Below are 22,104 nucleotides of genomic sequence, written 5' to 3'. Positions count from 1 at the left end.
TCGGCCAGTAGGCGTAGGGCTCTTGTTTTGAGTTCTTGGGGGTATTTGGTGGGCATGGGTGAAGTTCCTTTGCTCTTTTTTGTTTGTTTCCAATGTACGGGGTCGGAACTAAACCCAGTACATATCAATTTGGTGGGCATGGGTGAAGTTCCTTTGCTCTTTTTTGTTTGTTTCCAATGTACGGGGTCGGAACTAAACCCAGTACATATCACTCATGTTTTTGCCGTTGGTGGGGCTGTTGTCTGGTTGGTGGGTGTGGGGTGTGCTCTTACTTTTGAATAAGCCTCTTTGTAAGTATAATTTTCTAAAAGCTGAGAGAAGAGCGATGACGCATTATTCTTTTATGAAAATATTTCTGCTATTTAGTATAAATTAATTTAAATACATCTTTTGTTTACTTATATGATAAAAGAGCGCTTCTGTTGAGAAGTGTGATGTTTGCTTTACTTAATCTTTGAACTAGGAGAAGATATGACTACTGAGATTGCCCATAAGGCCTTCAAATATCGCCTCAAGCCCACGCAGACTCAAGAGAACGCATTTCGACAGGCTGTTGGTGCTGCTCGTGTTGCCTATAATATGCTCACTGCCCTTAATCGTGATGTTCTCAGGCGAGGGTGGGAGATTCGTAATCAGCTCATCGAACAAGGACTGAGTGAAGCTGAGGCTAGTGCCCAGATGAAGAAATTAAGGAAAGAGGATCTGTCCTTAAAGATTATGTCGTCATTTGCTTGGCAAAAGGATGTACTTACTCCTGAAATTGCCCGTCATAAGCAGGCTGCCGCCCGTATCGCTGCCGGTGATCCCATTGAAAGTGTTTGGTCTGGCGAACGTTTTGCTGAGCCCTGGTTTCACGCCGTCCCCCGCAGGGCTTTTGTCTCGGGAGCAGACCAAGCAGCGACCGCTATAAGTAACTGGATGAAATCTGTTGCCGGGCAACGCGCAGGTAACAAAATGGGCCTGCCCCGATTCAAAAAAGCAGGTCGGTCCCATGATTCAATAACCATTCCTGTTGTTGATGGTAGCAGTCCAGCTGGTGGGTACGGTGCATCCTATAAGCGGGGTGAACCCCGTAAGGGATTTATTCAGGACCATCATCGTCTGCGTCTTGCCATGTTTGGCACAGTTGTTACCTACAATTCCACGGCTCCTTTGACTCAGTTGGTAACTCAAGGTGGAACGATTAAATCTTTCACTATTTCACGAGACGCCCAATATTGGTATGTATCTCTTCTAGTGGAAGCCCCTATCAATTTGTTGCATCGCCCGGGCCCGACCAAAGCTCAAGAGAAAGCCGGCGTAATCGGTGTTGATTTGGGAGTGAAGGCAAAGGCCGCGCTTTCAAACGGTGAAATTATTAATAACCCCCGACATCTTCAACTATCCCTTAAACGTCTCGCAAAGTTGCAAGTAAAACTTTCACGAACCCAAAAAGGGAGCAAAAATCGTGAACATCTTAAAAAACAAATCAGTAGATTGCAGCACAAAATTGCATTGCAGAGAGCGGCAAGTAACCACCAAATGACTAAAGAACTAAGTACTACCTACGTTGGTGTAGGAATTGAAGATCTTAATGTCGCAGGGATGACCAAATCTGCCTCTGGAACACTTGAAAATCCCGGGAAGAACGTGGCTGCTAAATCGGGGCTGAATCGGAATATCTTAGATGTGAGTTTTGGACAGATTAGAAACCAGCTTGAGTATAAAACCAAGATGTACGGTTCTGCTCTCACTGTCATTGGCAGATATGAGCCAACCTCAAAGCGCTGCTCACAGTGTGGTGCTATGAAATCTGACCTATCGCTTAAAGAGAGAACTTATATTTGTGTTGAGTGTAATTATCAAGATGATCGTGATATTAATGCGGCAAAAAATATAAGAAACCTTGCTGAGAAAGAGCTGGGCATGGTATCGTCAATCTCGTCATAATTGACAAGCTCGCCTGCGAACGAGGGAGAGTGTAAACGGCCGTTGCGGATGCGTCTCAAAACGAGGCAAGTCCCGCCTGAACAGCACCGGCAAGCCTAACCCCGTAAAGACGGGTACCGGTACATTGGGGTGGAAACGCCCCTTCTGCCCCGAAAATAAGTTAATACGAGGAAAAATGCCTAGTCACTTAGGGTGATTCCCGTACATGCGGGGGTGGTTCCGTCGCCCTGCATGACGACACCGCCCGCTACATGGTGATTCCCGTACATGCGGGGGTGGTTCCCACTGCTCGGGCTTCATGCCTAGGTCTGCCAGGTGATTCCCGTACATGCGGGGGTGGTTCTGGCGTCACGGATTTCTGAAATAATCCCTGCGAGTGATTCCCGTACATGCGGGGGTGGTTCCTACTTCCCCCGTTTCGGAGTTTGAGCTTGCCAGTGATTCCCGTACATGCGGGGGTGGTTCCGGCCCTGCGGTGATGTCCATGCTCTCCGGTGAGTGATTCCCGTACATGCGGGGGTGGTTCCCAGCAACAGCGGTTCCAATACCGAAGCATCGAGTGATTCCCGTACATGCGGGGGTGGTTCCTGGTGAAGTTGTTGACTTGGGCATCGATTCTCCGTGATTCCCGTACATGCGGGGGTGGTTCCGGCTAGCAAGTCCCGCCGCACCAAGGCAGATAGTGATTCCCGTACATGCGGGGGTGGTTCTCAGCCCCGCCGACTAGGTGTTTTCCCTAGTGGGTGATTCCCGTACATGCGGGGGTGGTTCTACCGTCCTCTTTTCAAACCACACCGGCTACGGGTGATTCCCGTACATGCGGGGGTGGTTCTCCGGCTAATGGCCTCTACGCTCATGCCATAGGGTGATTCCCGTACATGCGGGGGTGGTTCTGGAATAGTCAAGAGGCACGGGAAGTAGTCAAGGTGATTCCCGTACATGCGGGGGTGGTTCAAGCCCGGTTGCCCCTGCTTATAAGACTTCCGAGTGATTCCCGTACATGCGGGGGTGGTTCTTCGGCGGTGGGGATGAGTTCGTGCAGTTTCTCGTGATTCCCGTACATGCGGGGGTGGTTCCGGATGGATGTAACCATGACTAAGGAATTTGCTGTGATTCCCGTACATGCGGGGGTGGTTCCCGTGGACCTCAGGCTTACTCTGGCCGGAACTCTCGATATAGGGCAGGTTCCCCAAATCCAGTTAGGGGCCCGGGCTGTGCTCGTTACCGCAGCCTACGGCTACGACGAGGTGCAAGCCCCTGAACAGGTGCTCACCCGCCTCTAAGAGACAAGCGGACGCCCGCCCTATCTGGGGCGGGCGTCCGCTGATAAAAATCTAGTGAGTCGGGCTAAGGCAGCTGCCCCACCGCCGCCTTCAGCGCGTCTTTCACAGCCCTAATGGCGGGCTGGCCTGTGCTTTCGGTGCGGGTAGCCACATAAATCTCGCGGAAGGGGGCACCGGGCAATGGAATAGCCTTCACCCCGTGTGCCCGACTCAGCTCGTTGACGGCAGCGGGCAGGGCAAAGGACGGCATAATAGCCGCCGCCCCACCTGCCGCCAGCTGCAAATGTGTGTTCAAATCATCAATCACGTAGCGCACCTGCGGCTCATACCCCGCCGCCCGGCACTGGTTGATACCCCAGGTGCGTGACGTGTTGTGCTCACCCTCAAAAACCCAGGGGAGGCGGGCAGCATCGTCCAAGCTCTCAACCTCAGAATCAGCGGCAACCACTAGGTTGAGGGTGTCCTCGGTCAAGAGCTCAGAGGTGAGCTCGGGGTACTCGGGAATGTAATGGTGGGGGTAGGACTCCGCAATCACAAGGTCAAACTCCCGGCTTCGGGTCAGCGAGAGACCGGTTTCGGGGTCAATCTGCACCACATGCAGCTGCACCTGTGGGGCGTGCTCTGCCAGATGGGCTAGGGCACCCGGCAAAAGTGCTTTGGCTGCCGACTGGAAAATCGCCAGCCGTACCTGCCCGGCAGGTACCCCCTCCAACAGGGTGATGCGGGTGCGGGCAGCGTCCAGCTCCTTCAAAATATTGCGGGTGCTCTCCACCAGAATCAGAGCCTCGGTGGTCAGCTCCACCCGGCGCCCCACCTTACGCAGCAGGGGAGTGCCCACCTCTTTTTCCAGGGTGGTGATCTGCTGGGAGATAGCGGAGGACGTCAGGTGCAGGGCTTTGGCGGTTGCTGCGAGTGTGCCGCGCTCGTGGATCTCAAGCAGCATGGCCAGACGGCGCAAATCGTACATGGGGCACTCCTTAGGAAGGGGTGAATGGCGTCATGAATACAGATTAGCAGAACTAAACGTACTGCCTAAATAATATTCATTTTTTCTAATAGTGTAACTTACACCCAAAGATGGTGAAATGGATAACAAGTAACAAGTTCACCCCGCTCTCGTGCGGGCTAGCAGGAGGTACCACCCTTGGCACAGCCTTTTAGCGATACCCACCACCAGCAGCTAGCTGACCAGGCCGTCCAGCTCGTCGCCGACTGGGTCAAAGAAGCCCAGAACATCCCCGCCGACCCCGCAGCAGAGAAGCTGGCAGACGTCCTGAAGGACCCCCATGGACTTGAGTTTACCGTCGGCTTTGTCGACGGCGTGGTACGCCCCGAAGACCAGGCCGTTGCTGGTAAGAACCTGGGCCGTATCGCCCCCATCGTCCCCTCCTTCCTGCCCTGGTACATGAAGAGCGCCGTGGGCCTGGGCGGCAAGCTGGCCGCTCAGGCCTCCTGGCCCACCGTGCCGATCGCCCGCACCGTCCTGCGTCAGATGGTCGGCCACCTGATTGTCGATGCCCGCGACGAAAAGCTGGGCCCTGCCATTAAGCACCTCACCTCAACCGGCAACAAGCTCAACATCAATCTGCTGGGCGAAGCAGTACTCGGTGACCGCGAAGCAGAGCGTCGTCTGACCGAAACCAAGCGCCTGCTAGCCCGCGACGACGTCGACTACGTTTCCATCAAGGTGTCCTCCGTTTCTGGCCCCCACTCCCACTGGGCCTTCGAAGAAGTCGTGGACGAAGCCGTCCGCCGCCTCACCCCCCTCTACGAGCTGGCCGCTAACTCTCCCGCCCAGAAGTTCATCAACCTGGACATGGAAGAGTACAAGGACCTCGACATGACCATCGAGGTCTTCACCAAGATCCTTGACCAACCCCACCTGAAGAATCTTGAAGCCGGTATCGTGCTCCAGGCCTACCTGCCCGACACCCTGGCCGCGATGCAGCGCCTACAGGAATGGGCAGCTAAGCGTGTAGAAGCCGGCGGTGCCCGCATCAAGGTCCGCCTGGTTAAGGGCGCCAACCTCTCCATGGAAAAGGTCGAAGCCGCTGTGCACGGTTGGCCCCTGACCACCTGCGACTCCAAGCAGGACTCAGACACCAACTACAAGCGCATCCTTAACTACGCCCTGCAGCCCGAGCACACCAAGAACATCCGCCTGGGCGTTGCTGGCCACAACCTCTTCGACGTCGCCTTCGCCCTGCTACTGGCCGAAGACCGCGGTGTTGAAAAGGACATCGAGTTCGAAATGCTCATCGGTATGGCCTCCCAGCAGGCTGAGGTCATTCGCCAGCGTGTGGGCCACCTGCTGCTCTACACCCCCGTCGTGCGCCCCGAAGAGTTCGACGTTGCAATTTCCTACCTGGTCCGCCGCCTGGAAGAAAACGCCTCAAGCGAGAACTTCATGAGCGCCGTCTTCGACCTCGACTCTTCACCCGCCCTCTTTGACCGCGAGAAGAACCGCTTCCTGCGCTCCCTGAATGAGGTCACCGACGAGGTGCAGCCCCCGCAGCGCACCCAGAACCGTCTGGAAGAAACCGAAGAGAACGTCTTCAAGCCCGCCGACGGTACCTTCGAAAACACCCCCGACACCGACCCTGCCCTGGCCGGTAACCGCGAGTGGGGCCGCGTCATCCTGGAGCGTTCAAAGACCACCCAGATCGGCATCGAAACCCTGGCAGCCAACGAGCTGGGTTCTGCCGAGGATGCCGAAACCCTGGTTGCCGAGACCGTGGCAGCTGGCGAGGCCTGGGGCGCCCGCCCCGCTTCAGAGCGCGCTGAGATTCTGCGCAAGGTGGCGGTAGCCCTGGCAGTCCGTCGCGGCGACTTCATGGAAATCATGGCTCACGAGGCTGGCAAGACCCTGGACCAGGGCGACGTTGAAGTCTCAGAAGCCGTTGACTTCGCCTACTACTACGCCATGCTGGCAGAGCGCCTCGACTCAGTAGACGGTGCCCAGCATCGCCCGGTCAAGCTAACCCTGGTTATCCCGCCGTGGAACTTCCCCACCGCGATCCCCGTCGGTGGCGTTATCTCAGCCCTGGCAGCAGGTTCAGCGGTCATCTTCAAGCCCGCCTCCAACACCGCCCGCATCGGTGCCCTCATTGCTGAGGTGCTGTGGGAAGCTGGCATACCCCGCGAGGCCCTGCGTCTGGTCAAGGTCACCGACCGCGACGCCGGTTCAAAGATGATTGCCCACCCCGCCGTTGACCGTCTGATTCTGACCGGTGGCTACGAGACCGCCGAGATGTTCCGATCCTGGCGTAAGGACCTGCCCCTCTTCGGTGAGACTTCCGGCAAGAACTCCATCATCGTCACCCCCAACGCCGACCTCGACCTGGCGGTCAAGGACGTCGTCTACTCAGCCTTCGGACATGCCGGTCAGAAGTGCTCGGCGGCATCCACCGTGATTCTGGTTGGTTCGGTAGGGGAGTCCAAGCGCTTCTACAACCAGCTGGTTGACGCCGTGAAGTCCCTGCACGTTGCCCACCCCCAGGACATCGAATCAGAGATGGGCCCCGTCATCGAGAAGCCCGAGGGCAAGCTCAAGCGCGGCCTGACCACCCTGGGTGAGGGCGAAACCTGGATCATTAAGCCCGAACAGCTCGATGAGACCGGCCGCCTCTGGTCACCCGGCGTTCGCGCAGGCGTCAAGCCCGGCAGTGAATACCACCTGACCGAGTACTTCGGCCCCATCCTGGGTGTCATGAAGGCCGCCACCCTCGAAGAGGCTATCGAACTGCAGAACGCCACCGACTACGGTCTGACCGCTGGCCTGCACTCCCTTGACTCCGGCGAGCTGGAACTGTGGCTCTCCAAGGTTCAGGCGGGTAACCTCTACGTCAACCGCGGCATCACCGGCGCTATCGTGCAGCGTCAGCCCTTCGGTGGCTGGAAGAAGTCAACCGTAGGTTCCGGCACCAAGGCCGGTGGCCCCAACTACCTGGTCGCCCTCTCCGACTGGGAGACCGCAGAGTCCACCGCCACCACCGCTCCCTCACATGCGGGCGTCCGCTCCATCCTGGCTGCCCTGCGCGAGCCCACTGCCACCAACGACGGCTCCCTCGACATGCTGGCCCGCGCGGCAAGCTCCGATGCCGAGGCCTGGGCCACCGAGTTCGGCGTGGGCCACGACCCCAGCCAGCTGGGCGTTGAGCGCAACATCCTGCGCTACCTACCCGCCACCGTCCAAGTGCGTCTGGACGAGGACGGCGACCGCGACCGCGCCCTGCGCGTCCTGCTGGCAGGTGTAGCAGCCGGTGCCACCATCGAGTTCTCCACCGGCCAGAGCATCCCGGTAGCTGTTGCCGGCGCCCTGCGCGGTGTGGGTGTCACCTTGGTTGAGCAGAGCGCCGCCGCCTACCGTGCTTCGCTGGCCAAGATTGCAAAGACCCCCTCAAAGCAGCTTGAGGGAACCGCCTTCGAAGGTGCCCGCATCCGCTACATCGGTAGCGACGCCGCCAGCATCTACGAGGCACTCGACGGCCGCCCCGACATCGCGGTCTACTTCCAGCCTGTCACCGAAGCTGGCCGCATCGAGATGCTGCCCTTCGTCCGCGAGCAGGCAGTCTCCATCACCGCCCACCGCTTCGGCAACCCCTACAAGTTCTCTGAGGGTGTTATCTAAGAGGTCTAGGTAAGGACGCCCCACCCCGCTTTCCCCGTGCAGGAAAGTGGGGGGCGTCCTTTTTTATTTAAGAGAAAACCCGGTCGTTTTGGTGGCGCCCGCCACCAGCACCTGTACCCTGTGTCATATAATCGTTAGGTGAGAGCTCCTTCTCCCTCGTCGGAGCTCACCTCGTCGAGTTTCACGCACCTCGATCGGCACTCCCACAGAAGTCCCACAAAAGAAAAGGACACCTCCGATGAGCAACGTTCCTGCAGAACTCAAGTACACCAAAGAGCACGAGTGGGTCAGCGAACTCACCGCTGATGGCACCGTCCGCATCGGTGTTACCGACCACGCACAGAGCGAACTGGGCGACGTCGTCTACGTCGATTTGCCCGAGGTAGGCGAAACCATCGACGCAGAAGCAACCTTTGGTGAAATCGAATCCACCAAGAGCGTCTCTGACCTCTTTGCTCCCATCGCCGGTGAAGTTGTTGCCGTCAACGAAGACCTGGCAGATGCCCCCGAAACCGTCAACTCAGACCCCTACGGCGCGGGCTGGCTCATCGAGGTTCGCCCCAACGACGCCGCAGACATCGAAGGCCTGCTCTCAGCAGCTGACTACGAGGCAGAAATCGCCTAAAACCCGGCAGTAGCACCACGCTATGAGCCCGCGCAAGGGCCGTCTTTTCCACAGGAAAAGGTGGCCCTTTTGCTCTAGGTAAAAAACAGGAAAATTTGGTGGGAGAACACGGCGCGAACCGGGCAGAATAGAGGCGAAGTGGCTAAGATTAAACGAACGGTTCACTGTTTACCATTTCGTGACCTTGAACCGCTTACACCACACCACACATAACGTTTAGAACACAGGCACAGTATGGGCGTAGCCCCGCCGCCCGAAAATATAAGGACGAGACCGTATGGCCCAGCATGAAGCACACCCGCCCACAAGCACCATCGCTATGGTAGCCCTGGGCGTATCCCAGTCCCACAACCCCACCGCCGAAGAACGCGACCTGCTGGCAACCCTGCCCGCCGGGTCTGCCGTCCTCATTGGTCTGGACGGCCAGTTCAAGGGCGCCCGCTTCCTCCTGAACCCCGAAACCGACGAAGACGGTGTTGACCTGCCCATCATCGCAGGCCGTAGCCCCCAGTCAGACATCTACCTGGACGACGTCACCGTCTCCCGCCGCCACGCCCTCTTCATTCCCAACGCTGGCAGCTTCATCCTGACCGATGCTGACTCCCTGAACGGCACCTACGTCAACAAGGACCGCGTGGACGAGGCCTACCTGCGCAACGGCGACGAAATCTACATCGGCAAGTTCCACTTTGCCTTCTACCAGGGCCAGGGGCAGTAACCATGGCTCAGGCTCACTCTGCTGAAACTGCTGGGGCAAAAAACAAGACCATCGGTCAGGTGCTCAGCGCCCTCGAAGGGGAATTTGAGGGCATTAGCGCCTCGAAGATTCGCTTTCTTGAAGATAAGGGTCTGGTGAGCCCGCAGCGTACCAATACCGGCTACCGCAAGTACTCCGAAGAAGATATTGAGCGCCTGCGTTTTGTGCTGCAGCTGCAGCGCGACCAGTACCTGCCGCTCAAGGTGATTCGTCAGCGTCTGGCCGACATCGACGCGGGGTTAGCACCCGCCCCCGGCAGCGAACCTGCCGAGGGGCAGGGGAGCGGGGCGGACGCGTCCGCGCAGCCGGGGGCCGAAGAGCTGCCGAGCGCCCGCCCGGCAGCCGATACGGAACCGGCCCGCACCTATACCCTGCGTGAGCTGGGCCAAGCAGCCGGGGTCGATATGCCCCTGCTGCGTGAGCTTATGAACTACGGTTTGCTGGCTGACAACAAAGAAGAGTACGACCAGTACGACCTGGCCGTCACTAGGGTGAGCGACCAGCTCACCGCCCACGGCCTGCACCCGCGCCACCTGCGAGCCTTCCGGGCCGCCGCCGACCGCGAAGTCGACCTGGTAGAAACCGCGGTGGGCCCTCTGGCCCTGCGTAAGGACGAAGAGTCCCAGGCTCGTGCGGCCGAACTCGCCGGTGATATTGCCCAGCTACTACTCCGCCTGCACATGGCCCTAGTGGCCGGGAGTATGCCCAGCTTCGACTAACCCCACCTATCCTTGCGCGAAGGGCACCGGGTGAACGTGGTCTGTCTTAATGACCAGAACCACGTTAAAACGCCGGTGCCCCTGCCGACCGATTAACCGGCAAAAGGGTTGCCGGGCAGGTAGGATAAGAGAGTCCATGATCAGTTCAAGGGAAGGAACCTCAAACCGTGACACAGTACAACGGTGAACCTAGCGCCCCCGCCGCGCTGCGAGGCGTACCTGCCCCCATGGATCAGCCCCTGCTGGGCTTTGAAGAAGTCATGCCCCGCACCTCACCGGTGGGTGAGCAGGGCGTCCTCTTTGACGACCCTGTTTCTCTGGTTGACGAGAACCTGGGCTACCGCGGCCCCACCGCCTGCAAGGCTGCGGGCATTACCTACCGCCAGCTCGACTACTGGGCTCGCACCCACCTGGTGGAGCCTACCGTCCGCTCGGCCCAGGGCTCTGGCTCCCAGCGTCTTTATTCTTTCCGCGATGTGCTGGTGCTCAAAATCGTCAAGAGCCTGCTCGATACCGGCGTATCTCTTCAGCAGATCCGCACCTCGGTCGACCATCTGCGCTCCCGCGGCGTTGAAGACCTCGCCGGAATCACCCTTATGTCCGACGGCGCTTCGGTCTACGAATGCACCTCGGCTTCTGAGGTGATTGACCTGGTACAGGCAGGCCAAGGCGTCTTCGGCATCGCCATCGGCCGTGTCTGGCGCGAACTGGAAGTATCGCTGAGCGAACTGCCCGGCGAAAGCACCGCCCAAGAAGTGCCGCAAGAAGCCGAAGTGCACGACGAACTTTCGGCCCGCCGAGCCCGCAAAGCCGGCGCCTAAAGAGCATAGAAAACTACCCCGCCTCGCAGCCGCGATGGTGGGGTAGTTTTTTTGCTGCGCTGTGAGCCTGCGCCCCTATACGTCTTATTCCGTAGCGTCTACATCGTGCAGGCCTGCCAGCAGCGCGGTGAAGGCGATAGCGAGTTCCTGAGCTTCTTCCTCGGGCCAATAGTGCACGGGATAGGCAGATCCTTGAATGCGCTGGAGCAGGTGCGTCTCGGGCAGGATAGTTTCAGCGACCAGGCCGCCAAAGAGAACCTTCATTTCTTCGATGCGGTAGTCGTGTTCGGGGTCGCCTGCACGTACCTTATTGATCACGATGGAGGCCGACTCCACGGCGTAGGGGGTATTTTCTTCGAAGCGGGCGATAGCGCGCAGAGTGCGCTCGGAACCCGCGACGGAGAAGAGGGAGGGCTCAGCGACAGACAGCACCCGGTCAGAGGCAGCCCAGGCCATCTCGGTGAGACGGCCCAGGGTGGGCGGGCAGTCGATGAGAATTAGGTCAAAGCTCTCACGGGCAGGCTCAAGGAGGCCTGCCAGGCGGGGGAGCAGGGTGGCTGAGTCGAGCTGTTCTAGGGCAGTAAGACGGGCGGACGCGCGCCCAACCCAGGTGCCTGCGTCCTGCCCGGTGCGGGAGGCGTTGCCCAGGCTACCGAGGGCAGCCCACGAAGCGGGGGCGAGCTCGTCTGCCAGGGAATACTCGGAAGGGGCGAGCAAAATGGTGCCCATGTCGGTGCCTTCGGTGGTATTGACGCCTAGGCCGGTTGAGGCGTCCCCGTGGGGGTCGAGGTCGATGACGAGGGTGCGGAGCCCGCTGGCCTGGGCTGCGGACGCCAGCCCCAACACGACCGATGTTTTGCCTACGCCGCCTTTTAGACTGCTGATACTTACCACGCTGCTCATTGCCACGAAAGCCTCTCGAATTCGGCGGATACACACTGACCTTCTATGCTACCGAACAGGGCAGGTGCCTGACGCTGGGCAGTACAGAAAGTCAGGGAAGCTCACAGCCTACACCTCGGTCGTATGTAGTCATGCTCACAATAAAATCTTTTCGTTACGTCCCGCATCACAAAAAATGAGACAAAACCAGGTGCTTTGGGAAGTCTAAAGATATATTTGAGGTGTTCACACACGAACTGTGGCTTAGCCTCACCGCACCCCGCTGTGCTGGGTGGGGCGGAACGGAAGAAAATGTTTTCAAAGATTCTGGTCGCTAACCGCGGCGAAATCGCAATCCGCGCCTACCGCGCGGCCTACGAGCTCGGCGCTAAGACCGTCGGCGTCTTCCCCTACGAAGACCGCCACTCCATTCACCGCCAGCAGGCCGATGAGGCCTACCCGATTGGTGAAGAGGGCCATCCCGTCCGTGCTTACCTCGATGTTGAGGAGATTATTCGCGTCGCCAAAGAAGCCGGCGCTGATGCTATCTACCCGGGTTATGGCTTCCTCTCGGAGAATCCTGATTTAGCGCGCGCCGCCGCGGATGCCGGTATCACCTTCATCGGCCCCCCGCCGGAGGTTCTGGAACTGGCCGGTAACAAGGTTGAAGCGCTGAAGGCTGCCCGCCGTGCCGGTATCCCGGTGCTCAAGTCCACCGAGCCCAGTGCAGACGTTGAAAAACTGCTGGCTGAGGCTGAAGAAATTGGCTTCCCCATCTTTGTCAAGGCTGTTGCCGGTGGTGGTGGCCGTGGTATGCGCCGCGTTGAGAAGCGTGAAGACCTGCGCCCCTCTATGGAAGCGGCGATGCGCGAAGCCGACACCGCCTTCGGCGACCCCACTGTCTTCCTTGAGCAGGCAGTGCTGCGCCCCCGCCACATTGAGGTGCAGATCCTGGCCGACGGTGAGGGCAACATCGTTCACCTCTTTGAGCGTGACTGTTCCCTGCAGCGCCGTCACCAGAAGGTCGTTGAAATTGCTCCCGCCCCCAACCTCGATGAAGAGATCCGTCAGGCCCTCTTCCGCGACGCGGTCAAGTTCGCCAAGGAACTGGGCTACGTGAACGCAGGTACCGTGGAGTTCCTAGTCGATACCGCCGGTGAACGCGCTGGCCAGCACGTCTTTATCGAGATGAACCCCCGTATCCAGGTTGAGCACACCGTGACCGAAGAGGTCACCGACGTTGACCTGGTACAGTCCCAGATGCGCATTGCTGCCGGTGAGACCCTGGAAGACCTGGGCATCCGCCAGGAAGATTTGCGCGTGCGCGGCTTCGCCCTGCAGTCCCGCATCACCACCGAAGACCCGGCGAACGGCTTCCGTCCCGACGTTGGCAAGGTTACCTACTACCGCTCAGCCGGTGGCTCTGGCATCCGCCTGGACGGCGGTACCGTCTACACCGGTGCCCAGATTTCACCCCACTTCGACTCCATGCTGGTCAAGCTCACCTGCCGTGGCCGTACTTTCGAGGACGCCGTCCACCGCGCTTCTCGCGCCCTGGCCGAGTTCCGTATTCGCGGCGTCGCCACCAACATCCCCTTCATCAAGGCGGTGCTCGAAGACCCCACCTTCCGCGCTGGTGATGTCTCTACCCCCTTCATCGATGAGCACCCCGAGCTGCTGACAAAGAAGCCTTCAGCCGACCGCAGCTCCAAGGCTCTGCAGTACCTGGCAAATGTCACCGTGAATAAGCCCCACGGCGAGCGTATCGAGGGTCTTGACCCCCGCTGGAAGCTACCTGCCTTCCCCGGCGATAAGATCGAAGAGCCCTACCGCTCACCCTTCGACGCTTCTACCCACGAGCCCCCGGCAGGCTGGCGTCAGCGCCTGCTCGAACTGGGCCCCGAAGGGTTCGCTAAGGCTGTACGCGACACCAAGGAAGTGTTGATCACCGACACCACCTTCCGTGACGCCCACCAGTCCCTGCTGGCCACCCGCGTCCGCACCCGCGACCTGCTGGCCGCCGCGCCCGCAGTAGCTCACGTAACCCCCGAGCTCTTCTCAGTAGAAGCCTGGGGCGGTGCAACCTACGACGTCGCCCTGCGCTTCCTCTCCGAGGACCCCTGGGAGCGCCTGGCCCACCTGCGTGCGGCCATGCCCAACCTCCCCATCCAGATGTTGCTGCGCGGCCGCAACACCGTGGGATACACCCCGTACCCCACCGAGGTCACCGACGCATTCGTCAAGGAAGCAGCCGAGACCGGTGTCGATATCTTCCGTATCTTCGACTCCCTCAACGACGTCTCCCAGATGACCCCGGCTATCAAGGCCGTGCGAGCCACCGGCACCGCAGTTGCCGAGGTCGCTATCTGCTACACCGGCGACATGCTGGACCCAGCCGAGCAGACCTACACCCTGGACTACTACCTGAACCTGGCTGACCAGGTAGTAGAAGCCGGCGCCCACATCCTTGCCATCAAGGACATGGCCGGCCTGCTGCGTCCGGAAGCTGCCCGCCGCCTCGTCACCGCCCTGCGCGAGCGCTTCGACCTGCCCGTGCACCTGCACACCCACGACACCGCAGGTGGTCAGGTCGGCGCCCTGCTTGCCGCTGTTGAGGCTGGCGTGGACGTTGTTGACGTGGCTTCTGCATCCATGGCAGGTACCACCTCCCAGCCGTCCTTCTCAGCCCTGGTCGGCGCTCTCCAGTACACTGACCGCGCTCCCTCCATCACCCTGGAAGCTGCTTGCGCGCTTGAACCCTACTGGGAAGCCGTCCGCACCATCTACAAGCCCTTCGAGATGGGCTTGTCATCGCCCACCGGTCGTGTCTACACCCACGAAATCCCCGGTGGACAGCTCTCTAACCTGCGCGCTCAGGCAACCGCCCTGGGGCTGGGGGAGCGTTTCGAGGACATCGAGGATATGTACGCAGCTGCTGACCGCATGCTGGGGCATATTGTCAAGGTAACCCCCTCCTCCAAGGTGGTTGGCGACCTTGCCCTGCAGCTAGTCGGTATGGGCGTCTCACCCGAGGACTTTGAGAAGGACCCGCAGAAGTTCGATATCCCCGACTCGGTGATTGGTTTCCTCAACGGCGAGCTGGGCACCCCGCCCGCTGGATGGCCCGAGCCCTTCCGCACCCGTGCCCTGGAAGGCCGTAAGCTCTCCAAGCCCTCGGTCAACGACCTGTCAGCCGAAGACCTGGAAGCCCTGAACGGGGACTCAGCCACCCGCCGAGCCACCCTCAACCGCCTCCTCTTTGCCGGACCCACCCGCGACTTTGAGAAGGCCCGCGAGGAATTCGGCGACCTGTCGATTCTGCACACCCGCGACTTCCTCTACGGCATGATGTTCAAGCGCGAACACGTGATTTCGCTGGGTAAGGGTGTGCGCTTGATTGCAACCCTGCAGGCTATCTCAGAACCCGACGAAAAGGGTATGCGCGAGGTTATCTGCACCCTGAACGGCCAGCAGCGCACCGTCAACGTCCGCGACACCTCCGTGGAGTCCAACGTGAAGGAAGCTGAGAAAGCGGATGCTTCTAACCCCGGCCACATTGCAGCCCCCTTCGCAGGTGGCGTGTCTATCTCGGTCAAGCCCGGCGACGAAATCTCAGCCGGCGACCAGGTAGCCACCATCGAGGCCATGAAGATGGAAGCCTCCATCACCTCAGCGGTTTCAGGTACCGTCGAGCGCGTTGTCTACAACGAGGTCTCTCAGGTAGCTGGTGGTGACCTGTTGATCGTGGTCAACGTCAAGTAACCCCCATATCAGGAATACCTAAGGGGCGGACGCCCGCACCCGGCTTACGTAAGCCGGGGCGGGCGTCCGCTCTTTTGCTCCCAGTAGGGACCAGAAAAGTGCCGATACCTGTAGGCTAGGAAGCATGAACGTAACTCACCTGATGATTATTGGTTTTGGCGCGATCCTGCTGCTAGCTGGGGTTCTTGCTCCGCAGGGCGGCTGGAATATCTATGTGATGATTCTGGGCTTCCTGCACATCGTGGTCGGTAACGTGCTGGTTTTCCGCCAGATGCAGAAGAACTTCCGCGAAAATGCAGAAGCTGCAGCACAGGCACACAGTGGAGCTGACAGCCGGGAATGAAACCTTAGCCTATCCCGTTGAAAACCACAGACGTACCCCGCACGAAAGGTAGCCCCATGAGCTCACCCCGCCACTACGACCTCATCATTATCGGATCTGGCTCCGGTAACTCCCTGCCCAACGAGGACTACGAGGGCAAGAAGATTGCAATCATCGACGGCGGCCGCTTTGGCGGTACCTGCCTTAACGTGGGCTGTATTCCCACCAAGATGTATGTCTACCCGGCCTCAACCATTGCCCGCGCTAAGGACGCTGCCCGTCTGGGCGTAGAGCTAGAGCACAAGCACACTGCCTGGCGGCAGATTCGCGACCGAATCTTCGGCCGTATCGACGCTATTAGCGAGGGTGGGCTGGCCTGGCGGAAGTCCCTTGGGAATGTGGATGTCTACGAGGAGTACGCTAAGCTGACCGGCCCCCGGAGCGTGGTTACTGCGTCCGGTCTTGAGCTGACCGCCGACCAGCTGGTACTGGCTACCGGCTCCCGCGTTACCCTGCCCCAAGTCCCCGGTATCGACCTACCCCAGGTGCATACCTCAGATACCGTCATGCGCATTGATGAGTTGCCCGAGCGCGTGGTGGTTATCGGCGGCGGCTTTATCGCAGCCGAGTTCGCTCATGTCTTCTCGGGTCTGGGTGCTCAGGTGACCCAGGCTGTGCGCTCAGACCGCCTGCTCCGCAGCCACGACGATACCATTGCCGAAATCTTTACCCGCGAGGCTGCCCGCCAGTGGGACCTGCGCACCAACCGCGCCCTGAAGGCTATCGAGCCTGCCGACGACGGGTCTGCGACGGTGGTATTTGAGGACGCCGGTGAGCGGGTTACCGTACCCGCTGACCTGGTGCTGGTAGCAACGGGCCGCACCCCCAACTCCGATACCCTCGATGCCGCCACCTACTTTGATGTGGATGAGCGGGGCCTGGTGCAGGTGGATGAGTACCAGCGGGTGCTCTCCGGCGGCCAGCCGGTCAAGGGCGTCTGGGCCCTGGGCGATGTGAGCTCCCCTTACCAGCTCAAGCACGTGGCTAACGCCGAGATGCGCACCGTGCAGTGGAATATCGTGCACCCCGACCAGCTGCGGGCCACCGATCACCGCTACGTGCCCGCTGCTGTATTCACTCACCCGCCCATTGCCACTGTGGGCCTGACCGAAAGCCAGGCACGGGAGCAGGCTGCTGCTGAAGGGTTCGAGATTACCGTTAAGGCGCAGAAGTTCGGTGACGTAGCCTACGGCTGGGCTATGGACGATAGTGAAGGTGTCTGCAAGCTCATCGCCCGCAAGGATACCGGTGAGCTACTGGGTGCCCACCTTATTGGTGAGGAGTCACCCAACCTGATTCAGCCCCTGATTCAGGCCATGAGCTTTGGTCTGAGTGCCTGCGATATGGCTCGCGGCCAGTACTGGATCCATCCGGCCCTGACCGAGGTTGTGGAGAACGCCCTGCTGGGGCTTGAGCTCGACTAGGTGTTCCAATAGAAATACAAAATCCCCGAGCTGAAATTGGCTCGGGGATTCTTCTATATACGGGCAGATAAAGGGGCTACTGCTTATTCATAATGGGAGGTGGAGCAGGCTCACAGCGAAGCTGCTGGCTCGGCGGCTGGCGTGAATCGCCCTTGTGAGCGAAGCGAACCAGGCGAGAGGGCCGGCAGCGAGCGTGAGCCTGCGAAACCGCTTATGAATATGCTTTATTGAGACTGTTCTTCGTTGCTCTGATCCTTAGCTCCGGGTAGGGGAGCAACCTGCTGGATTTTATCTGCCAGCTCGTGTAGCTTCTGCCCCTGGGCCTCGGTGAACTCCTGAATCTTCTCGGCCTGCACAGCCTTGAACTGGTCCCATTTCTCGGCCTGCTCGGCACGCAGCTCCTGAACACGTTCAGCGGTATGCGCGGCGGTCTCGGTCACGGTGGACTTGGTGCGGTTGTACATATCTTCAACATAGGAGTTGAAATCAGCCAGCACCTGCTTGCGGCGAACCTTCATAGAGGGGGTCAGATGCCCCTCGGCCTCGGTGAAGTCCTTATCGAGAATGCGGAACTCACGGATAGACTCGGCCTTCGACACAAAGGCGTTGGCGTCGTCGATGAACTTCTGAATAGCCTCGCGGACGCGGGGGTTGGTGGACGCCTCCTTGAGGGAGAGGGTGCGGGGCAGGCCGATACGCTCAAGCTCATCGGGCAGGACGTCGGGGTCCAGGGTAATGAGCGCCGAGATGAAGGGCTTCTCATCACCCACCAGCATGGCCTGGGAAACGAAGGGGGACTGGCGCAGACGGTCTTCGGCGGGCACCGGCATGACGTTCTTACCGCCGGCGGTGACAATGATTTCCTTCTTGCGGCCGGTAATAAAGATTTTGCCGTCGTCGTCGATGCGGGCCAGGTCGCCGGTGCGGAACCAGCCGTCCTTGGTGAAGGCCGCAGCGTTCTCTTCGGGGTTGTCGAGGTAGCCCGAAATCAGGCCGACGCCCTTGAACTCGAGTTCGCCGTCCTCAGCGATACGGGCAGAGCCACCGGGAATCAGGGTACCCACGTTGCCGATATCGAAGTTGCGGATGCGGCCAACGGCCAGGGGAGCGGTGGTCTCGGTCAGACCGTAGCCCTCAACGACCTCGATGCCCACAGCGTGGTAGAAGTGACCGTAGTGGGGGGCTAAGCGTCCGCCGCCGGATACCGCGAAGCGCACCTTACCGCCCATGGCGTCGCGCAGCTTGGAGTAAACCAGCTTGTCGTAGAACTTGTGCTGCAGGGTGAGGGTGCGGGTCATCTTGCCCGCAATCTTGGCCTGGGACCACTTGATAGCTACGTCTACTGAGCGGTGGAAGAGCTTGGCGTTGACCTTACCGCCCTTCTCAGCCTTCTTGATAGCTCCCTCGTAGACCTTTTCAAAGACGCGGGGCACAACCAGCAGCATGGTGGGCTGGAAGGAGGCCAGGTCGGTGGAGAGGTTCTTGATGTCGGGGGCATGGCCTACCGTCAGGCCCGCGTCGAAGGCCAGCACCTGAATCAGGCGACCCAGCACGTGGGCCAGGGGCAGGAAGAGCAGGGTCGAGTTGGTCTCGTTGGCAATCTCGGGGATGGTGAGCTTGGTATTGGCAGAGAGGCGGACGAAGTTGCCGTGGGTAATCGGGCAGGCCTTGGGGCGGCCGGTGGTACCGGAGGTATAGACGATGGTGGCTACGGTATCGAGGTTGGCGAGGGACCGGCGTTCTTCGACATCCTCATCAGAGATAGAAGACCCATCGGAGACCAGGGTGGGGAGAATCGAATCTTCAATGACCCAGACGTCCTTGAGAGCATCAAGGGAGAGCTCATCATCAGTGAGCTTACGGGCCTGGCTAATGACGTCTGCCAGTTTGCTGTTCTCGACGAAGATAGCCTTAGCACCGGAGTGAGACAGAGCCCAGGCAGCCTGGGCAGGAGATGAGGTCTCGTAGACGGGTACTGTCACAGCGCCCGCGTGCCAGATAGCAAAGTCAATCAGGGTCCACTCGTATCGGGTACGGCTCATAATGCCAACGACGTCGCCCGCCCCAATACCTGCGGCCATAAGACCCTTGGCTAGATCAATGACCTGACGGCGGAAGTCCTTTGCTGTAACGGGCACCCAGTTGCCGGTCGATTTCTGCACCCGGTAGACCAGAGGATTGCGACTGTCCTGAGCGCGGCGTTCCACCATGTCGGTGATGTTGACTGCCGGATCAACAGTAACAATCTGGGGGGAGTGAATTTCTTTCACGGTGTTACCTTGTCTCTAACGGGCCCCGGCGGCGGGGGAGGGCTAAGGTGCGCTGGCGACGATGCCGGGCACGCGGTTCTTCCTGGCCATTTTACAGCCCGCCCCCGGCTAAAATCCCACTTTTGCGGGGTGTGACGCTCTGAGGGGAATAGCTTCACCTCGTTGGGGAGGGCTTTGTAACTCCTGTTTCTGAGCTGGTCGCCCTCGGGCATACAATATGTAGTGGAAAGCCGCTCGCTGACTGCTCTAGCCACGAGACCCCTGATATTGCCCTATCGCAAGGAGAGATACCATGTATATGCAGCTACGCACCGTGCTCAAGCCCTTCTTGCAGCGGGCCTATCACCACGAGGTTGTGGGGGTCGAAAATATCCCGGTAGCAAGCGGCGCTATTTTGGCAAGTAACCATGTGTCTTTTATTGATTCTATTTTCTTGCCCCTTGCGGCTCCGCGTCAGGTATTTTTCTTGGCTAAGTCAGACTACTTCACTACTCCCGGTCTTAAGGGGCGCCTGATGAAGTGGTTTTTCACTTCTGTGGGCCAGCTGCCCATTGACCGTTCTGGTGGTGCTAAGTCGGCTGAATCTCTGGCTGCTGCCGTCACTGCCCTGCGCGAGGGTAAGCTCGTGGGTATCTACCCTGAGGGGACCCGTAGCCCCGATGCTCGCCTCTACCGGGCCAAAATTGGTGTGGCCCGCCTGGCCCTGGAGGCCGGAGTCCCCATTATCCCCGTTGCCCAGTTCGGTAACGAGGACGTGCAGGTGCCCGGCTCCAACCGCCTGCGCCTGCGGAAGGACGGCAAACCGATCCGGGTGAAGACCGTCATCGGTCAACCCATCGACGTGACCCCCTATCTGGGGCGGGACGACGAATGGGCCGCCCAGCGGGAACTGGCAGACCTGGTCATTGAGCGGATTAGCCAGATGATCGGCCGCCCCATCACCCCGGTCTATGCAGCCGACGTTAAGAAGCTTATGACGGCTGAAGGAATCAGTGCGGACGAGGCTACCAGCCGCCTGCTTGAAACCCGCCCCTAGCTCGTCCGCCCCATTCTAAGAGCTGTATGTCACATGGTGGACACAGCTTTGAACCCTCCACATCAAGCCCCAATACTTTTGAATAAGAGACAAGAGCCTAACCCTCAGCTAGGCTCTAGCGACCACATACAAAGGAGTCACCCCGTGACCAACCCCGGCGCCGTACCCACCCCGAACGACTTCCCCGAACTCGAAGAGTGGCGCTCCCTGCACATCGACCAGCATCCCCAGTGGGCTGAGCACCCCGACTTTACCGCCGTCATCAATGAACTGAACAGCGTCCCTCCGCTGGTTTTTGCCGGTGAGGTTGACCAGATGCGCGCTGACCTAGCTCGCGTTGCCGAAGGTGAAGCCTTCTTGCTGCAGGGTGGCGACTGCGCCGAAACTTTTGCTGGTGCTACCGCCGATAAGATTTCAGGCCGCGTGCGCACCCTGTTGCAGATGGCCGTTGTGCTGACCTACGGTGCCTCTATGCCCGTGGTTAAGATGGGCCGTATGGCAGGGCAGTTCTCTAAGCCCCGCTCATCGAACGACGAGACTCGCGACGGCGTCACCCTGCCCTCCTTCCGCGGTGAAATGGTTAACGGTTTTGACTTCACCGAAGAATCCCGTGTACACGACCCCAACCGTATGCTGCGCGGCTACCACACCAGCGCCAGCACCCTTAATCTGATTCGGGCCTTCACCAAGGGCGGTTTTGCTGACCTGCGTTCGGTGCACTCCTGGAACAAGGGCTTCACCTCCAATCCTGCCCACGCCCGCTACGAGTCCATCGCCGGCGAAATTGATCGCGCCATCAAGTTCATGGAAGCCTGTGGCACCGACTTTGGCCCCCTGAAGACCACCGACGTCTACACCGGCCACGAGGCCCTGCTACTGGACTTCGAGCGCGCCATGACCCGCGTTGACTCCCGCACCCACCTGCCCTACGACACCTCCGCCCACTTCCTCTGGATCGGTGAACGTACCCGTGGCTTGGACGATGCCCACGTCAACTTCCTCTCCAAGATCCGCAACCCTATCGGCGTGAAGCTCGGCCCCACCACCACTGCCGACGATGCCATGGCCCTGATCGACAAGCTGGACCCCAACCGCGAGTCCGGCCGCCTGACCTTCATCACCCGCATGGGCGCCGGCAAGATTCGCGAAAACCTGCCCGCCATCGTTGAGGGCGTGCAGAAGGAAGGCGCTAAGGTCGTATGGGTCACCGACCCCATGCACGGCAACACCATCTCTGTACCGTCCGGTTACAAGACCCGCCGCTTCGATGACGTCATGAACGAGGTTCAGGGCTTCTTCGAGGTGCACGAGGCCCTGGGCACCTTCCCCGGCGGCATCCACGTAGAGATGACCGGCGACGACGTTGCTGAATGCCTGGGCGGTTCTGACCCCATCGAAGAAGCAGCTTTCGCAGACCGTTACGAGACCCTCTGTGACCCGCGACTGAACCACCAGCAGTCCCTGGAAATCGCTTTCCAGGTCGCTGAGTACCTGGCCCGCCGCTAAGGCTAAGGCCTCTAGGGTACAGAGCAAGCCGCCGTTACCTGCCTCTTGAACACAGGTTTCAAGAGCAGGGCCACGGCG

The 22,104-nt window shown here is 59.7% G+C and carries 16 protein-coding genes and 1 CRISPR repeat array; of the genes, 13 read left to right on the top strand and 3 right to left on the bottom strand.

Translation table 11 applies throughout. The annotated features are described in order from the left end of the window. The 3 genes from E4U03_RS13090 to E4U03_RS12720 form a co-directional block, all read left to right on the top strand. The coding region (locus E4U03_RS13090) for a hypothetical protein (protein ID WP_209304109.1) at nucleotides 1-282 on the top strand (282 nt) is incomplete at its 5' end. A 189-nt stretch (nucleotides 283-471) separates the two neighbouring features. After that, complete coding sequence (locus tag E4U03_RS02445; protein WP_135011397.1) at nucleotides 472-1,929, top strand: RNA-guided endonuclease InsQ/TnpB family protein; 1,458 nt, start codon at nucleotides 472-474, stop codon at nucleotides 1,927-1,929. A 192-nt stretch (nucleotides 1,930-2,121) separates the two neighbouring features. Beyond that, nucleotides 2,122-3,066: a CRISPR direct-repeat array (repeat unit 28 nt; unit sequence GTGATTCCCGTACATGCGGGGGTGGTTC). 2 nt (nucleotides 3,067-3,068) lie between these two features. Next, on the top strand, nucleotides 3,069-3,212 hold the full coding sequence (locus tag E4U03_RS12720; protein WP_167752235.1) for a hypothetical protein: 144 nt from the start codon (nucleotides 3,069-3,071) through the stop codon (nucleotides 3,210-3,212). A gap of 64 nt (nucleotides 3,213-3,276) precedes the next feature. Here E4U03_RS12720 and E4U03_RS02440 read toward each other — a convergent pair whose 3' ends face one another. Next, entirely contained in the window at nucleotides 3,277-4,179 is a 903-nt protein-coding gene (locus tag E4U03_RS02440; protein WP_135011396.1) for a LysR family transcriptional regulator, read from the bottom strand. A 177-nt stretch (nucleotides 4,180-4,356) separates the two neighbouring features. Between E4U03_RS02440 and E4U03_RS02435 the strand changes: the two genes are divergently transcribed. From E4U03_RS02435 to E4U03_RS02415, 5 genes are all read left to right on the top strand, one after another. Then, nucleotides 4,357-7,842: a proline dehydrogenase family protein gene (locus E4U03_RS02435; protein WP_135011395.1), complete on the top strand. Its 3,486-nt coding sequence runs from the start codon at nucleotides 4,357-4,359 to the stop codon at nucleotides 7,840-7,842. Nucleotides 7,843-8,080: 238 nt separating this feature from the next. Further along, nucleotides 8,081-8,467 carry a glycine cleavage system protein GcvH gene (gene gcvH, locus E4U03_RS02430; RefSeq protein ID WP_135011394.1) on the top strand — a complete coding sequence of 129 codons (387 nt, stop codon included), beginning with the start codon at nucleotides 8,081-8,083 and terminating at the stop codon, nucleotides 8,465-8,467. A gap of 277 nt (nucleotides 8,468-8,744) precedes the next feature. Further along, nucleotides 8,745-9,185, top strand: a complete 441-nt coding sequence (locus tag E4U03_RS02425; RefSeq protein WP_135011393.1) for an FHA domain-containing protein — start codon at nucleotides 8,745-8,747, stop codon at nucleotides 9,183-9,185. Between the two features lie 2 nt (nucleotides 9,186-9,187). Beyond that, the gene (locus E4U03_RS02420; RefSeq protein WP_135011392.1) at nucleotides 9,188-9,943 is read left to right on the top strand and encodes a MerR family transcriptional regulator; all 756 of its coding nucleotides are present in this window, start codon (nucleotides 9,188-9,190) and stop codon (nucleotides 9,941-9,943) included. A 227-nt stretch (nucleotides 9,944-10,170) separates the two neighbouring features. Continuing rightward, nucleotides 10,171-10,764: a MerR family transcriptional regulator gene (locus E4U03_RS02415; RefSeq protein ID WP_135011405.1), complete on the top strand. Its 594-nt coding sequence runs from the start codon at nucleotides 10,171-10,173 to the stop codon at nucleotides 10,762-10,764. Between the two features lie 84 nt (nucleotides 10,765-10,848). On the opposite strand, the gene E4U03_RS02410 is transcribed toward E4U03_RS02415, so the two are convergent. Further along, nucleotides 10,849-11,667, bottom strand: a complete 819-nt coding sequence (locus tag E4U03_RS02410) for a ParA family protein (RefSeq protein ID WP_135011404.1) — start codon at nucleotides 11,665-11,667, stop codon at nucleotides 10,849-10,851. A gap of 291 nt (nucleotides 11,668-11,958) precedes the next feature. Between E4U03_RS02410 and E4U03_RS02405 the strand changes: the two genes are divergently transcribed. From E4U03_RS02405 to E4U03_RS02395, 3 genes are all read left to right on the top strand, one after another. After that, nucleotides 11,959-15,408, top strand: a complete 3,450-nt coding sequence (locus tag E4U03_RS02405; protein WP_135011391.1) for a pyruvate carboxylase — start codon at nucleotides 11,959-11,961, stop codon at nucleotides 15,406-15,408. A gap of 124 nt (nucleotides 15,409-15,532) precedes the next feature. Continuing rightward, a complete protein-coding gene (locus E4U03_RS02400) occupies nucleotides 15,533-15,751 on the top strand; it encodes a hypothetical protein (RefSeq protein ID WP_135011390.1) in 219 nt (72 codons plus the stop codon). Nucleotides 15,752-15,807: 56 nt separating this feature from the next. Then, complete coding sequence (locus E4U03_RS02395; protein ID WP_135011389.1) at nucleotides 15,808-17,214, top strand: mycothione reductase; 1,407 nt, start codon at nucleotides 15,808-15,810, stop codon at nucleotides 17,212-17,214. Nucleotides 17,215-17,438: 224 nt separating this feature from the next. Here E4U03_RS02395 and E4U03_RS02390 read toward each other — a convergent pair whose 3' ends face one another. Continuing rightward, nucleotides 17,439-19,484 (bottom strand): AMP-dependent synthetase/ligase, encoded by a 2,046-nt coding sequence (locus E4U03_RS02390; protein WP_135011388.1) that lies wholly within the window; start codon nucleotides 19,482-19,484, stop codon nucleotides 17,439-17,441. 292 nt (nucleotides 19,485-19,776) lie between these two features. Between E4U03_RS02390 and E4U03_RS02385 the strand changes: the two genes are divergently transcribed. Next, nucleotides 19,777-20,520 carry a lysophospholipid acyltransferase family protein gene (locus E4U03_RS02385; protein ID WP_135011387.1) on the top strand — a complete coding sequence of 248 codons (744 nt, stop codon included), beginning with the start codon at nucleotides 19,777-19,779 and terminating at the stop codon, nucleotides 20,518-20,520. A gap of 144 nt (nucleotides 20,521-20,664) precedes the next feature. Then, nucleotides 20,665-22,026, top strand: a complete 1,362-nt coding sequence (locus tag E4U03_RS02380; RefSeq protein ID WP_245207642.1) for a class II 3-deoxy-7-phosphoheptulonate synthase — start codon at nucleotides 20,665-20,667, stop codon at nucleotides 22,024-22,026. Nucleotides 22,027-22,104: the final 78 nt, after the last annotated feature.

Origin of the sequence: Rothia nasimurium, assembly GCF_004569295.1 — a bacterium.
In the GTDB taxonomy this organism is placed as follows: domain Bacteria; phylum Actinomycetota; class Actinomycetes; order Actinomycetales; family Micrococcaceae; genus Rothia; species Rothia nasimurium_B.
The sequence above is the reverse complement of the archived record's forward strand: the minus strand, read 5'-3'. Positions and strand labels throughout refer to the sequence as shown.

Coding starts and splice junctions, on each gene's coding strand:
- E4U03_RS02405 (WP_135011391.1), top strand. CDS start 11,959: ATGTTTTCAAAGATTCTGGTCGCTAACCGCGGCGAAATCGCAATCCGC.
- E4U03_RS02410 (WP_135011404.1), bottom strand. CDS start 11,667: ATGAGCAGCGTGGTAAGTATCAGCAGTCTAAAAGGCGGCGTAGGCAAA.
- E4U03_RS02415 (WP_135011405.1), top strand. CDS start 10,171: ATGGATCAGCCCCTGCTGGGCTTTGAAGAAGTCATGCCCCGCACCTCA.
- E4U03_RS02420 (WP_135011392.1), top strand. CDS start 9,188: ATGGCTCAGGCTCACTCTGCTGAAACTGCTGGGGCAAAAAACAAGACC.
- E4U03_RS02400 (WP_135011390.1), top strand. CDS start 15,533: ATGAACGTAACTCACCTGATGATTATTGGTTTTGGCGCGATCCTGCTG.
- E4U03_RS02445 (WP_135011397.1), top strand. CDS start 472: ATGACTACTGAGATTGCCCATAAGGCCTTCAAATATCGCCTCAAGCCC.
- E4U03_RS02425 (WP_135011393.1), top strand. CDS start 8,745: ATGGCCCAGCATGAAGCACACCCGCCCACAAGCACCATCGCTATGGTA.
- E4U03_RS02440 (WP_135011396.1), bottom strand. CDS start 4,179: ATGTACGATTTGCGCCGTCTGGCCATGCTGCTTGAGATCCACGAGCGC.
- E4U03_RS02385 (WP_135011387.1), top strand. CDS start 19,777: ATGTATATGCAGCTACGCACCGTGCTCAAGCCCTTCTTGCAGCGGGCC.
- E4U03_RS02395 (WP_135011389.1), top strand. CDS start 15,808: ATGAGCTCACCCCGCCACTACGACCTCATCATTATCGGATCTGGCTCC.
- gcvH (WP_135011394.1), top strand. CDS start 8,081: ATGAGCAACGTTCCTGCAGAACTCAAGTACACCAAAGAGCACGAGTGG.